Annotated in this window: 15 protein-coding genes; 3 read left to right on the top strand and 12 right to left on the bottom strand. The window is 63.7% G+C overall.

Features of this window, described 5'->3' with window-relative positions; all coding sequences use genetic code 11:
- Positions 1 to 10: 10 nt before the first annotated feature.
- Together B5V02_RS10175 and B5V02_RS10170 are read right to left on the bottom strand one after the other, a co-directional pair.
- Positions 11 to 421 carry a DoxX family protein gene (locus tag B5V02_RS10175; RefSeq protein ID WP_111544091.1) on the bottom strand — a complete coding sequence of 137 codons (411 nt, stop codon included), beginning with the start codon at positions 419 to 421 and terminating at the stop codon, positions 11 to 13.
- Between the two features lie 123 nt (positions 422 to 544).
- On the bottom strand, positions 545 to 1,450 hold the full coding sequence (locus B5V02_RS10170; RefSeq protein WP_111544164.1) for a bestrophin family protein: 906 nt from the start codon (positions 1,448 to 1,450) through the stop codon (positions 545 to 547).
- 190 nt (positions 1,451 to 1,640) lie between these two features.
- On the opposite strand from B5V02_RS10170, the gene B5V02_RS10165 reads away from it, so the two are divergent.
- Positions 1,641 to 2,048: an ACT domain-containing protein gene (locus tag B5V02_RS10165; protein ID WP_111544090.1), complete on the top strand. Its 408-nt coding sequence runs from the start codon at positions 1,641 to 1,643 to the stop codon at positions 2,046 to 2,048.
- A gap of 1 nt (position 2,049) precedes the next feature.
- Here B5V02_RS10165 and B5V02_RS10160 read toward each other — a convergent pair whose 3' ends face one another.
- The 3 genes from B5V02_RS10160 to B5V02_RS42220 form a co-directional block, all read right to left on the bottom strand.
- On the bottom strand, positions 2,050 to 2,508 hold the full coding sequence (locus tag B5V02_RS10160) for a GNAT family N-acetyltransferase (RefSeq protein ID WP_111544089.1): 459 nt from the start codon (positions 2,506 to 2,508) through the stop codon (positions 2,050 to 2,052).
- A gap of 174 nt (positions 2,509 to 2,682) precedes the next feature.
- The gene (locus B5V02_RS10155; protein WP_111544088.1) at positions 2,683 to 3,717 is read right to left on the bottom strand and encodes an aspartate-semialdehyde dehydrogenase; all 1,035 of its coding nucleotides are present in this window, start codon (positions 3,715 to 3,717) and stop codon (positions 2,683 to 2,685) included.
- A gap of 106 nt (positions 3,718 to 3,823) precedes the next feature.
- A complete protein-coding gene (locus B5V02_RS42220; protein WP_281004926.1) occupies positions 3,824 to 3,955 on the bottom strand; it encodes a hypothetical protein in 132 nt (43 codons plus the stop codon).
- A 260-nt stretch (positions 3,956 to 4,215) separates the two neighbouring features.
- Here B5V02_RS42220 and B5V02_RS10150 point away from each other — a divergent pair, with 260 nt between their 5' ends.
- On the top strand, positions 4,216 to 6,090 hold the full coding sequence (locus tag B5V02_RS10150; protein ID WP_111544087.1) for a DEAD/DEAH box helicase: 1,875 nt from the start codon (positions 4,216 to 4,218) through the stop codon (positions 6,088 to 6,090).
- 63 nt (positions 6,091 to 6,153) lie between these two features.
- Here the strand turns inward: B5V02_RS10150 and B5V02_RS10145 are convergent, their stop codons facing one another.
- Complete coding sequence (locus tag B5V02_RS10145; RefSeq protein ID WP_111544086.1) at positions 6,154 to 6,705, bottom strand: DUF3291 domain-containing protein; 552 nt, start codon at positions 6,703 to 6,705, stop codon at positions 6,154 to 6,156.
- A 213-nt stretch (positions 6,706 to 6,918) separates the two neighbouring features.
- Here B5V02_RS10145 and B5V02_RS10140 point away from each other — a divergent pair, with 213 nt between their 5' ends.
- A complete protein-coding gene (locus B5V02_RS10140) occupies positions 6,919 to 7,629 on the top strand; it encodes a DUF805 domain-containing protein (RefSeq protein ID WP_111544085.1) in 711 nt (236 codons plus the stop codon).
- On the opposite strand, the gene B5V02_RS10135 is transcribed toward B5V02_RS10140, so the two are convergent.
- From B5V02_RS10135 to B5V02_RS10110, 6 genes are all read right to left on the bottom strand, one after another.
- Entirely contained in the window at positions 7,619 to 8,101 is a 483-nt protein-coding gene (locus B5V02_RS10135; RefSeq protein ID WP_111544084.1) for a GNAT family N-acetyltransferase, read from the bottom strand. The two genes, B5V02_RS10140 and B5V02_RS10135, sit on opposite strands and share 11 nt — an antisense overlap.
- 4 nt (positions 8,102 to 8,105) lie before the next feature.
- Positions 8,106 to 9,209 (bottom strand): 3-isopropylmalate dehydrogenase, encoded by a 1,104-nt coding sequence (leuB, locus tag B5V02_RS10130; protein WP_111544083.1) that lies wholly within the window; start codon positions 9,207 to 9,209, stop codon positions 8,106 to 8,108.
- Between the two features lie 87 nt (positions 9,210 to 9,296).
- A complete protein-coding gene (locus B5V02_RS10125) occupies positions 9,297 to 9,647 on the bottom strand; it encodes a VOC family protein (RefSeq protein ID WP_111544082.1) in 351 nt (116 codons plus the stop codon).
- Between the two features lie 12 nt (positions 9,648 to 9,659).
- Positions 9,660 to 10,043 (bottom strand): RidA family protein, encoded by a 384-nt coding sequence (locus B5V02_RS10120; protein ID WP_111544081.1) that lies wholly within the window; start codon positions 10,041 to 10,043, stop codon positions 9,660 to 9,662.
- A gap of 233 nt (positions 10,044 to 10,276) precedes the next feature.
- Positions 10,277 to 11,206 carry a hypothetical protein gene (locus B5V02_RS10115; RefSeq protein WP_111544080.1) on the bottom strand — a complete coding sequence of 310 codons (930 nt, stop codon included), beginning with the start codon at positions 11,204 to 11,206 and terminating at the stop codon, positions 10,277 to 10,279.
- Between the two features lie 292 nt (positions 11,207 to 11,498).
- On the bottom strand, positions 11,499 to 12,362 hold the full coding sequence (locus B5V02_RS10110) for a hypothetical protein (RefSeq protein WP_342633853.1): 864 nt from the start codon (positions 12,360 to 12,362) through the stop codon (positions 11,499 to 11,501).
- Positions 12,363 to 12,373: the final 11 nt, after the last annotated feature.

Raw genomic sequence — 12,373 nt, 5'->3', positions numbered from 1 at the left:
TCCTTCGTGCTTATCGGCTGAACGGGATCAGTGCGCGCACCCGGGGGTCGCGCAGGAACAGGCCACCCCACAGGATGACGCTGAGATAGACGCCGAACAGCGTGTGCGAAAACAGCGGATTGTCGACACGCACATTGGTGGCGATGGCGCCGCCCATATAGGCGGTGAGCAGGATGGCGCCGAGCACAGAGGTGCGCGGCAAGGCGTAGAGCGCGGTCGAGATCAAACCGATGACGCCGAGCATGCGCGCGACATTCGCGTCGGCCGACCAGCCAAGCGGCACCATCGTCTGGGTGACGATGTCGAGCGGCGGTAACTTGATGACGCCGTCGAAGATCATGAACAGCACAATGACGCCGCTGAGGGTGCGGCCTGTCCACAGGGCGCCCGTCGAGGCGGGCGCGGTTTCGGAAATGCTCATGGTGTTTCCTCCTGATGTTTCGAGCCCTTTTTCGCGGGGTCGAACCAAGGACGCGGCATGAGGTGGCAATCCGACACGGTCCGGATTCTTTTTGGCGCCGGCGACAGCTACAGCACTGCAGGTCTACGAGAAATAGAACTTCTCGGCCGGCAGCATTTTGGGCGGCGTCTCGCCCAGCGCCTCGAACACCGAGATTTCGCAGACGCGGCAGAGGCCGTCGAGGGCGAGGTCGTTGGCCTCGGTGCCGAACGGATCCTCGAGCTCTTCCGAAAGCGCGTCGAGGCCGAAGAAGGTGTAGGCGATCAGCGCCGTGAACAGCGGCGTTGCCCAGCCCGTGCTTGAGATCAGGCCGATGGGCAGCAGCAGGCAGACGATGTAGGCCGTGCGATGCACCAGCAGTGTGTACGCGAAGGGCAAGGGCGTGCCCGCGATCCGCTCGCAGCCGGCCTGGATGGCGGTGATCGATGCCAGCCTTTCATCGAGAATGCGAAAGCCGATCGGATCGACCTCGCCGGCCCGGCGCTGCTCATTGGCGCGCCGGCCCATGCGCCTGACCATCTCGTCCGCCGGGTTGGCGAAGTTTGCAGCCGTATCCGCCTCGGCCTCGATGAAAGCGCGGGCGTCTTTCATGCTGTCGATCTTGCGCAACTGGCCGCGCAGGAAATGACAGAAGGCAAGCGCCTCCATCAGCAGCGCGCGCTGTTCGGCCGGATCGGCGATGAGGCTGGTGGTGGCGCGCGCCAGGTTTCGGATTTCGAAAACCAGCGTGCCCCATAGTTTGCGCGCCTCCCACCAGCGGTCGTAGGCGGCGTTGTTGCGGAATGACAGGTAGATCGACAACGTCACGCCGACCAGTCCGAAAGGCGTGATGTTGAAGATGCTGAAATCGAGATGGAACTGGCGCGCCACGGCAAGGATGACCGCGGAATAAAGCGCAAAACCCAGGATCTGCGGCAGGATGCGTGGCACCACCGAGCCGCGCATGACAAAGAACAACTGCAGGAACGTCGGGCGCGGGCGAACGATCATCAAGGGCCTTTCACGGACCGGCACTGGTCCTCAGCCTCTCTATTGTGCGAGGCAACAAGCCGGCAAGCTCAGCCGTCAGCGACATCGCCATGTCGCCCGTGCAGCGTGCAGGCTATCGGCACCCGCCTGTCGCGGATATTGAGGAGCACGCGGGCTGCGGCCCGTTCCTGCATCGGACGAGAGAAGACAAATGACTGGCGAGACCGATCTGAAAAAGCTGCTGGCGACAATGACGCCGGAACTGTTGGCCGGCACCTATGTCTTCGCCACGCTGGCGCCTGGCGTCGCGCAGCCGGAAAGCCTCGAACCGGTGATGATCTTTCGCGAGCGCGAGGGCGTGACGCTGATCGTAACCGAGGATGCGGCCAGCGCCGCGGGACTGACCGCTTCCTTCCGCTGCCGCATGGTGACGCTGAACATCCATTCGTCGCTGGAAGCCGTCGGCTTCCTCGCCGCCATCACCACGCGGCTGGCTGCTGCCGGCATGGGCGTCAACCCGGTCTCGGCTTTCTACCACGACCATCTGTTCGTACCCGCCGAGCGGGCGGAGGAGGCGCTGGAACTGCTGCGCCAGTTGGCCAAGGACAACGCCGGCTGAATCAGCGCCTGCGGACATAGAGGATGTCAGGCAGGCCCTCCTCGTTGTTGGTGCCGTCGCCAAAACCTTCGGCAATGAACCCATGCCGCTCATAGAAGCGCCGGGCGCCGGTGTTGGCTTGGAAGCAATGCAGCTTGACCACCGACAGGGCAGCGGTCGCGTCCGTCAGCAACCGGCTGCCGATGCCTTGTCCCGTCCGGGCCGGATCGAGATAGAGCTGCTCCACCCATTCGCCACTGACGGCAATGAGGCCGACAATGTCCTCGCCGGCCTCAGTGACCGTCACCTGCTGCCGTGGCAGCACGATGTCGCGGATGAAGGCAAGGTCCTCGTCCGGCGTATGGATGACCGGCATCCAGTCGAACGAGCCAAGCGCCGCCCGCAGGACCTTCGCAATCGAGACAGCATCCGACCGTGTGGCCGGACGCAGCACAATATCAGCAGGCCGAGTACCGTTCATGAGATGAGCTCAATCTGAAGAGCAGGTGCGCGCTTTCCTTCTCCCGCAACAAGGGGAGAAGGAAAGGGCGCCCTAAGCCCGCGACCGCGGGCCGCCGGCCTTCCGGCGCCCCCGCGGAGGGCCCGCCGCGGCAGCGGCGATACGGCCCGTGAGCGAAACCTAACTCGAGCGAGATTAAGCCGCCTTCTTCTTCGGCTGGATCAGGCCGCGCTCGACCAGCAGCTCGGCGATCTGCACCGCGTTGAGTGCCGCGCCCTTGCGCAGATTGTCCGAGACGATCCACATCGACAGACCGTTGTCGATGGTCGAATCCTCGCGGATGCGCGAGATGAAGGTGGCGTCCTCGCCGGCCGATTCCAGCGGCGTGATGTAGCCGCCGTCCTCGCGCTTGTCCAAGACCTGGCAGCCCGGCGCCTCGCGCAGGATATCGCGCGCCTCGTCGGCGGTGATCGGCTTTTCGAATTCGATGTTGACCGCTTCCGAATGGCCGATGAACACCGGCACGCGCACGCAGGTCGCCGTCAGCTTGATCTTGGGGTCGAGCATCTTCTTGGTCTCGGCCACCATCTTCCACTCTTCCTTGGTGGAGCCGTCGTCGAGGAAGACGTCGATATGCGGAATGACGTTGAAGGCGATGCGCTTGGTGAACTTCTTGACCTCGACACCATCGGCGACGAACACGGCGCGGGTCTGCGTGAACAGCTCGTCCATGCCTTCCTTGCCGGCACCCGAAACCGACTGGTAGGTGGCGACGACGACGCGCTTGATGGTGGCGAAATCATGCAGTGGCTTCAGCGCCACCACCAGTTGCGCCGTCGAGCAGTTCGGGTTGGCGATGATGTTCTTGCGCGTGAACAACGAGATCGCGTCCGGGTTCACTTCCGGCACGATCAGCGGCACGTCCTGGTCGTAGCGGAAGGCCGACGAATTATCGATGACGACGCAGCCCTGCTTGCCGATCTTCGGCGACCATTCCTTGGAGACGTTGCCGCCAGCCGACATGATGCAGATGTCGGTGTCGGAAAAATCATACTGGTCAAGCGTCCTGACCTTCAGCGTGCGGTCGCCGAACGACACTTCGGTGCCCTGGCTGCGCCGCGAGGCCAGCGCCACAACTTCGCTCACTGGAAAGCCGCGCTCTTCCAGTATGTTGAGCATTTCCCGGCCCACATTGCCCGTGGCGCCGACGATCGCAACCTTGAAACTCATAAAGATCTCCTGTCCCTCTCCGCTTGGTTTTTGGAGAAAACCCGCCGGCCGAAGCGGGTTCCGTCCCCCGGGCCGGACCCGGGAGAGGGTGGTTAGGCCAAGGGAATCACACCGTTTTGGTGGTGGTTTTGGCCATGGTTTTGGTGGAACGAGGAGACGCGCCGACGCGCCCGGCCCAATGATTTGCATTGTGGCCAGGGAAATCGAATGCAAGAACCGCCATCAAAAGGCCGCGCATCGAAAACTGTCCTGTTCGGTGCCGGCTTTTACGCGGTTTGCGCTAGGAGTCAATCGCCGACCGGCGTGGGCCAATCGCTCGAAGTTTGAGTTTTCCGCTTGCCCAACCCGCAGCGCCGGCGATTGGCTGGCCTCCGAGAGCTGCTTGCCCTGTACAATAGCGGCCGCGCGAAGTACGAACGGCCAGAGATCATTGGCAGGCGCGACGCCAGCCCCGGCATTGTTGCCCGATGGGCAGGCCCTGAATTCCGAAAGAGTAAGATGTCCAACTTCGAAGCTATTGTTCCAGCGCTTGCCAGCGCGCTGGAAAAACGCGGCTATTCCGAACTGACGCCGGTGCAAAAGGCGGTTCTGGCTCCCGAACTCGGTGAGGCCGATGCGCTGGTGTCGGCGCAGACCGGCTCCGGCAAGACGGTGGCCTTCGGCCTCGCCTTGGCGCCGACCCTTCTGGGCGGCGCGGAGCGCTTTGCCCACGCCGCGGCGCCGCTGGCGCTGGCGGTGGCGCCGACGCGCGAACTGGCGCTGCAGGTGACACGCGAGCTGGAATGGCTCTACGAGCTGACCGGCGCCACGGTGGCGTCCTGCGTCGGCGGCATGGACATGCGCACCGAACGGCGCGCGCTGGAGCGTGGCGCCCACATCGTCGTCGGCACGCCAGGCCGCCTGCGCGACCACATCACGCGGCACTCGCTCGACATGTCGGCGCTCAAGGCCGTGGTGCTCGACGAAGCCGACGAGATGCTCGATCTCGGCTTTCGCGAGGACCTCGAATTCATCCTCGACGCCGCCCCGGCCGAGCGCCGCACGCTGATGTTCTCGGCCACCGTGCCGCGCTCGATCGCAACGCTCGCCCAGGGCTACCAGCGCAACGCCGTGCGCATTTCGGCCGCCGGCGAGGAAAAGCAGCATCTCGACATCGAATACCGGGCGCTGAGCGTTGCCCAGGCCGACCGCGAGAACGCCATCATCAACGTGCTGCGTTTTTATGAGGCGAAGAACGCGCTGGTGTTCTGCAACACGCGCGCCGCCGTCAACCATCTGACCGCGCGCTTCAACAACCGCAACTTTTCCGTCGTCGCGCTGTCGGGAGAGCTCAGCCAGAACGAGCGCAGCCATGCGCTGCAGGCGATGCGCGACGGCCGCGCAAAAGTCTGCATAGCCACCGACGTCGCGGCGCGCGGCATCGACCTGCCCAATCTCGAACTGGTGATCCACGCCGACCTGCCGACCAACCCGGAGACGCTGCTGCACCGCAGCGGCCGCACCGGGCGCGCCGGGCGCAAGGGCGTCAGCGCGCTGATCGTGCCCAACAGCGCCCGCAAGCGCACCGAACGGCTGTTGCAGAACGCCGGGCTCAAGGCGACATGGGCCAGCCCGCCTTCGGCCGACGACGTGCTGCGCCGCGACGACGAGCGCATCCTTGCCGACCCCGCCTTCAGCGAGCCTGTGAAGGATGAGGAACGCGGCTTCATCGGCGAGCTTCTCGACAAGCATGGCGCCGAACAGGTGGCCGCCGCCTTCGTGCGCCTGTGCCGTTCCAGCCGCTCGGCGCCCGAGGATCTCATGGAGATCGCACCGTTCACGCCATCGCGTGAAAAACAGGCGGGCGAAAACTTCGCACGCCGGGACGAGGCGCCCAGCCGCCGCGAGGATTTCGGCGCCAGCGTCTGGTTCTCGCTGTCGATCGGACGCCGGCAGAATGCCGAGCCGCGCTGGCTGATTCCGATGCTGTGCCGTGCCGGTAGCATCAGCAAGCGCGAGATCGGCGCCATCAAGATGCAGCCCGAAGAGACCTTCGTGCAGATCGCGGCGGATTGGGCCGACCGCTTCCTGGCGGCGATCGGTCCCGACCGCAAATTGCAGAACAACATCGTGGTGAAGCGGCTCGACGGCACGCCCGACCTGTCGCGGGCCGGCTATCAGCCGCCAAGCCCGGACAAGAAACCACATCGCGGCAAGGCGCCTTTCGACCCCAACGCGCCGAAGCGCAAATTCGAGAAGCGGGCACCGGCATCGGCCGACCAGCGCCCCGCCGCCGCATTCGAGGCAAAGCCATGGGCCAAGAAGCCGGGCAAGCCGAAGTTCGAAAACACCGGCGCGCCGAAGCACAAGAAGGCGAAGAAGCGGCCAGCCTAGGGTCGAAATCAGCTGGGCTGCGCCAAATGGCCGGGACGGGCGGATTGCCGTCCGCGCGCCTGGTCAGATCAATTGCTGCCGCTCTTCATTCAGACGTATGTTTCGCTTGACCGCCTGCCTATCGATTGTCGTTGGGCGGCCATCTTCGTCGAAACATGTCTTGAAATCGAAGGCGAAAGGGCTGGCCTTGTGGTCATGAAGAAATTCATGTCGGGCCACGGCCTCCGTCCAGGTAGGCGCATGATCCCACTCGACCCACCAAAGCACATAGGGTGGCCAGGCGGGTTTGAGAAACCATTCTCGTCCGTGCCTCATCGCCTCCATATGAATTCCCGCGTAAGAGAATGCCATTGGCGATGTCAGGTCTTTCCACAGCGACAACGTCGATGGCGACCAACCGTCCCCTCGTTCACTGTAGAAGCGCGGAAAAACCTGCTCGCCCCAGCTTTCGGGACCAGGTTCTTCCGCATAGCCCGACCTGGCGATGAACCCTTCGCTGGTTTCGGCAACCAGAAAATTGCGATCGTTGCGGTCATGAAAGCCCTGGTTCACCGCGTCATTGGCTGGCGCGCGGAAGATACCGAACGTGTACAAAGCGAGCCGTTTTCTCTTCATTTTGCCTCCAACGGACTGTCCGCACCCTACCGGGTCGATTCACAATTTTGGCATCGGCACTCTTGGCTGACATTGTCCGCGTTTGGTGAAGACGACTGCAATTTCCGTCTTATGCTTCATTCGCGGCGAAGACGGTAGCCATGGGCATGGTCTTGCCCATGGGCTCGGCCCTGTGCCACACCTTGGCGGGGACGTGGCAAGCGGGGGCAGGATATGCGCGGCGAAGTGCTTCACTATGACGAGGAGCAGGGCTTCGGCTTCATCACCGGAGCCGACGGCAATCGCTACACCTTCACCCGCGAGAACCTGCGCCGGCAAACCGCGATGCCCAACGGCACGGCCGTCGAGTTCCAGCCGGGCGGCGGCCAGGCGCGAGACGTCTTTTCGATCGCCGTCCAGACCGCAGCCCCCGCCGCCGACGCCAGCACGAGCGCCACACCGGCTCAAGCCGGCAATAAAGCTGCCGCCGGTGCACCCCAGGCACAGAATTTCGGCCGCTCCGCCGAACCGGCCGAACCCACCGATTTGTGGGGCTATTTCTGGCGCGGCGTGACGCGGAACTACTTCAACTTCGCCGGCCGCGCCCGGCGCAAGGAATATTGGGGCTACTGCCTGTTCTGGACGGTTTGCCTGCTGATCATTGGCGGCATCGGCCTGTTCACCGATATGGATATGGGCGATTTCGACAGCGATGTGTCGGCAGCGGTAACGGTTGGGCTTTGCGGCACCTTCATTTTGGCGACGTTCCTGCCCAGCCTCGGCATGATCGTGCGCCGGCTGCACGATATTGGCGTGACGGGCTGGCTCTGCCTGGTGATCCTCATCCCCACGATCGGCAGCCTGATCATCCTGGTCTGCGCGCTGATTCCGACGCAGGCCAGGGAAAACAAGTGGGGACCGGTACCGGCGGGCGTCAGGATTTGACCGCCTTCAGCGCCTCTCCCGAAAGCCTGAGAAAGACCTTTTGGCCGTGGCGCTCGGCGCCGAGCCGGTCGTAGAACCGCAGCGCGCCCTCGTTCCAGTCCTCGGTGGTCAGGTCGATACGGCCGATGCCATGGCGCCGGCAATGGTCTGCGAGAAAGCCAATCAGCGCCCGGCCGACGCCGGCGTTGCGAACCTTGTCGCGCACGAACAGGTCCTTGAGGAACAGCAACCGCTCGAGATCGATGCCGGGATGCGCGATCGCCACCGACGCCAGGCCGCTGACCTCGCCCGCGACGAAGGCCAGCGCGAAATGCGGATAGGCCGGACTTTCCTCGCCGAGCCATTTTCGTGCCGCCGACAAGGCGCGGTCGGCAGCAAGAGGCGGCTGCCGGTAGTGAACAGCCATCTCGCACAGCATATCGGCGAGCGCCATCGCATCCCCGGTCGTCGCCCAGCGGACGTCGACCGGCACGGTATCAGCCGAGGAATTTGGCGATGATCGCGTCGCCCATCTGAACGGTGCCGACCTCGGTCATGCCCTCGGACAGGATGTCCTTTGTCCGCAGGCCTTGGTCGAGCACGGCGGCGATCGCGGCTTCCACACGGTCGGCTTCCTCGACCATGCCGAAGGAATAGCGCAGGCACATGGCGAAGGAGGCGATCATGGCGATGGGGTTGGCGATGCCCTTGCCGGCAATGTCCGGCGCCGAGCCGTGCACCGGCTCGTATAGCGCCTTGCGCTTCTTGGTCTTCACATCCGGCGCACCGAGCGAGGCCGACGGCAGCATGCCGATCGAGCCGGTCAGCATAGCCGCGATGTCGGACAGCATGTCGCCGAAAAGATTGTCGGTGACGATGACGTCAAACTGCTTTGGCCAGCGCACCAGCTGCATGCCGCCCGCATCGGCCAGCATGTGGTCGAGCTTGACGTCGGCATAGCGTGCCTTGTGGGTCTGGGTGACGACCTCGTTCCACAGCACGCCCGATTTCATGACGTTGCGCTTTTCCATCGAGGTGACATGGTTCTTGCGCGTGCGCGCCAGTTCGAAGGCGACGCCCGAAATGCGCTCGATCTCGAACGTGTCGTAGACCTGGGTGTCGATGCCGCGCTTCTGGCCATTGCCGAGATCGATGATCTGCTTCGGTTCGCCGAAATAGACGCCGCCGGTCAACTCGCGCACGATCAAGATGTCGAGGCCCTCGACCACCTCCTGCTTGAGCGAGGAGGATGCGGCGAGTGCCGGATAGCAGATGGCGGGGCGCAGATTGGCGAACAGCTCCATGTCCTTACGCAGGCGCAGCAGGCCGGCTTCCGGGCGCGCCTCGTAAGGCACGGCATCCCATTTCGGCCCGCCGACGGCGCCGAACAGCACCGCGTCGGCAGCCATCGCCTTTGCCATGTCGGCATCGGAAATCGCCGCGCCATGCGCATCGTAGGCGCAGCCGCCGACCAGACCGTCCTCGGTTACGAAGCCGCTGCCGAGCTTGTCGTTCATGGCTGATATAAGCTTCTTGACCTCGGCCATCGCCTCCGGACCGATGCCGTCGCCGGCGAGCAGGAAAAGATGCTTCGTTGCCATGGGAAAACCGTCCTGGAAAGAATTTGAACCGCGGCCTTGCTAAACGCCAAGCGCCCGGCGCGCAAGCCTGCGGTTCAGAACCACCGTTCACCGATGCGAGAGAATGTTGACCAGCCTGCCGAACGAATCGCGCACATAAAAGCGCCGCACGCCCCAGGGCTCGTCGGCTGGGCCGTATTCGATGGCAAAGCCGGCCGCCTCCATGGCGTCGAGCGCCGCATCGACATCGTCGACCTCGATCGACAGATCCGGCACCGGCGAGCCGGAGCCGCCCTCGGCGGCAAAGCTGATCTGGACGTCCATTTTTTCTTGCGAGCCCAAGGTCGCGATCCAGCCATGGTCCATCAGCACGTCGAGGCCGAGCACGTCCTGGTAGAAGCGCTTCGCCGCCGCGATGTCTGATGTCTCGATGTTGGCAACGATCCGCCGGACTTTCATCGTCTGCCGCCTTCATGCCGTGCGCCGCAGCGCCGTCACTTCGATCTCGATCTTCATTTCCGGCTTGTTGAGCTGGCAGACGATCATCGTCGCCGCCGGCCTGATATCGCCGAACGTCTCGCCGAGGATCGGGAAGACGATATCCACGAAGGCGGCATCGGTGATGTAGTAATGCGCCCGCACCACGTCGGCCGTCTCGAAGCCGCCATCCTGCAACGCCTTGGAAATCGTCGCCAGGCAGTTGCGCGTCTGCGCCTCGACCGTGTCCGGCATCGTCATCGTCGCATAGTCATAGCCGGTCGTTCCGGACACGAAACACCAGTCGCCCTGCACCACCGCACGCGAATAGCCGGCGGTCTTTTCGAACGGCGAGCCGGTGGAGATCAGTTTTCGCATGGTTGTCCTCGCAGTTGCCGCCGCCATCTAGCAAGGGACAGGTCGCGCCTGCCATAGGCCAGACGGGATTGGCTGTTGTCGCGACGATGATGGATATGTTGAGATTCAGGTCAGGCCGAGCCGAAAATGGTGGGCTCCGAGAACCGGAGCGGAGCGTACTTTTGGGTACGTGAGCACCGGAAGCGCAGGAGCCCGCCGTTTGCAGGCCGGCATCACCTGAATATCAATATATCCTAATTCGCCGACCCCAGCGCCTTGTCGAGCGCCTCCTTCACATCGGCCGGCCATGTCGCCACCGCCGGCCAGGCGTTCGGCTGGCCATTGTCGCCGCGGCGGGCGAAATAGAGCTTGTGCTGGGCCGGGTCGACCGCCATGAAGCCATCATTGCCGCCGCAGTCATGCGGCACGCAGCCGCTGGCGTAGAAGGCGCCCGAGGCGGTCTTTTCCGTGCCGCCGCCGACCAGCAGGCTGGTCGCCATGTCGGGCATGTCCTTGCCGAGCAGCTTTTGCGCTTCCTTGTAGACAGCCTCGTTGTGGAAGGCGTCGATGATGTTCTGGTACTTTTCCGGATTGATGTCTTTCCAATCCGTGCCGGGTTCCGGCATGTAGGTCAAATTTCCTGAAATCGTCAGCCCGTCGGTCGGCGACCATTGCAAAGCCGGCTTCTCATCCCCCGGCAACAGATAGGGCACGAAATAGATGGCGTTGTCGGACACCGCCGAGGGCGGTGCGCCGCAGTCGTCCTGTTCGACCGTCGTGCTCTGGATGGTGCCGCCTTCCGGCTTCCAGATGATCACCGTGGCCGGGCCGCATTGATTGCCGCCATCGCCAACATCGAACAGCGCCACCTTGACGCCGCCGACCTCGACTATTCTGTCGAAGAAGACGTCGTAGTTGGTCGCCAGTTGCTGGCCATCATAGGCAAGCACTTTCTCACCGTCCTGTTCCGGCTGGGTGATGGTCAGCTGGCCGCCTTCGAATGGCACGGGCGCCTGCTTGTCGTCGTCGGAAGCATCGGCGGCGCCCGTCCCCTGATCGGTGGCGGGTTTCTCGGCCGATGGCGCCAGCTGCGCGGCCGGCGTTTGCGTCTGGGCATAAGCGCTCGTCACAGGCAGCAGCAAAAGGGCCAGCCCGCAAGCGCCGGCAAGAAGCGAACGTGTCATGGTGATCCTCCGTTTCGTCAGATCATAGCCAGCCGGACATGAAACGCCAGAGTCCGCACCACTGCGCGCGAAGAGGTGGCAGAACGTTTTGCGCCGGCGGGACAGTGCCCCCTTCTGGCCTGCCGACCATCTCCCCCTCAAGGGGGGGAGATCGCAGCTTCAGCGCCTTGCTCAATCCTGCGACGGTGGAGATTGGCGAAGGTTGATGTGACAGCCGATCTCCCCCCTTGAGGGGGAGATGTCCGGTAGGACAGAGGGGGGCGCGAAGGATCGCGACAGAACAGAACGGCCTTTACACCGCCCCTAGTTCGGCGACCCCATCGCCTCGTCCAGCGTCGCCTTGACCTCGGCCGGCCAGGTCTGGCGGCCATACATCCATCCTGGGCTTGTCGCCGCTGTGGGCGAAATAGAGCTTGCGGTTGGTCTGATCGACCGCCATGAAACCGTGATTGCCGCCGCAATTGTGCGGCGCGCAGCCGTCGAAATAGACGATGCCGGACGCGGTTGTTTTCGTGCCGCCGGCGGCCAGAAAGCTGGCTGCAAGAACGGTCATGTCCTTGCCAAGCAAGGCCGCGGCGTCCCTGTAGACGGCCTCGTTGTGGAAGGCGTCGATCATGTCCTCGTATTTCGACACGTCGACATCTTTCCAGTCCGTGCCTGGATCCGGCATGTAGGTGAGATTGCCCGCAATCGTCAGACCGTCGGTCGGCGACCATTGCATCGCCCGCTTCGAGGCGCCCGGCAGCAGATAGGGGACGAAATAGATGACATCGTCGGTCACCGACGCCGGCGCGCCGCATCCGTCCTGCTCGACCGTGATGCCCTGGATCGTGCCGCCTTTCGGCTTCCACACGATCATCACCGGGGGACTGCAGAGATGGTCGATGTTGCCGTCGCCGACATCGACCAGCGCCACCTCAGCGCCGGCGATGTCGATGATCCTGTCGAAGAAGACGTCATAATTGCTCGCCAGCCTCTGGCCGTCATAGGCGAGCACCTTTTCGCCGTCCGCCTCCTGCTGGGTGATGGTAAATTGACCACCCTCGAACGGGATCGGCGCCTGCTGGTCGATGACAGGCGCCTGGGCAAACAGGCTCGTCGCCGGAAGCAAGATCAACACCAGCCCGCAGGCGACGGCAACAAGCAAGCGTGTCATGACAAGTCCTC

This window comes from Mesorhizobium kowhaii (assembly GCF_003253745.1).
GTDB lineage: Bacteria > Pseudomonadota > Alphaproteobacteria > Rhizobiales > Rhizobiaceae > Mesorhizobium > Mesorhizobium kowhaii.
The sequence above is the reverse complement of the archived record's forward strand: the minus strand, read 5'-3'. Positions and strand labels throughout refer to the sequence as shown.

Coding starts and splice junctions, on each gene's coding strand:
- B5V02_RS10155 (WP_111544088.1), bottom strand. CDS start 3,717: ATGAGTTTCAAGGTTGCGATCGTCGGCGCCACGGGCAATGTGGGCCGG.
- B5V02_RS10150 (WP_111544087.1), top strand. CDS start 4,216: ATGTCCAACTTCGAAGCTATTGTTCCAGCGCTTGCCAGCGCGCTGGAA.
- B5V02_RS10110 (WP_342633853.1), bottom strand. CDS start 12,362: ATGACACGCTTGCTTGTTGCCGTCGCCTGCGGGCTGGTGTTGATCTTG.
- B5V02_RS10175 (WP_111544091.1), bottom strand. CDS start 421: ATGAGCATTTCCGAAACCGCGCCCGCCTCGACGGGCGCCCTGTGGACA.
- B5V02_RS10145 (WP_111544086.1), bottom strand. CDS start 6,705: ATGAAGAGAAAACGGCTCGCTTTGTACACGTTCGGTATCTTCCGCGCG.
- B5V02_RS10125 (WP_111544082.1), bottom strand. CDS start 9,647: ATGAAAGTCCGGCGGATCGTTGCCAACATCGAGACATCAGACATCGCG.
- B5V02_RS10160 (WP_111544089.1), bottom strand. CDS start 2,508: ATGAACGGTACTCGGCCTGCTGATATTGTGCTGCGTCCGGCCACACGG.
- leuB (WP_111544083.1), bottom strand. CDS start 9,209: ATGGCAACGAAGCATCTTTTCCTGCTCGCCGGCGACGGCATCGGTCCG.
- B5V02_RS10170 (WP_111544164.1), bottom strand. CDS start 1,450: ATGATCGTTCGCCCGCGCCCGACGTTCCTGCAGTTGTTCTTTGTCATG.
- B5V02_RS10140 (WP_111544085.1), top strand. CDS start 6,919: ATGCGCGGCGAAGTGCTTCACTATGACGAGGAGCAGGGCTTCGGCTTC.
- B5V02_RS42220 (WP_281004926.1), bottom strand. CDS start 3,955: ATGCGCGGCCTTTTGATGGCGGTTCTTGCATTCGATTTCCCTGGCCAC.
- B5V02_RS10165 (WP_111544090.1), top strand. CDS start 1,641: ATGACTGGCGAGACCGATCTGAAAAAGCTGCTGGCGACAATGACGCCG.
- B5V02_RS10115 (WP_111544080.1), bottom strand. CDS start 11,206: ATGACACGTTCGCTTCTTGCCGGCGCTTGCGGGCTGGCCCTTTTGCTG.
- B5V02_RS10120 (WP_111544081.1), bottom strand. CDS start 10,043: ATGCGAAAACTGATCTCCACCGGCTCGCCGTTCGAAAAGACCGCCGGC.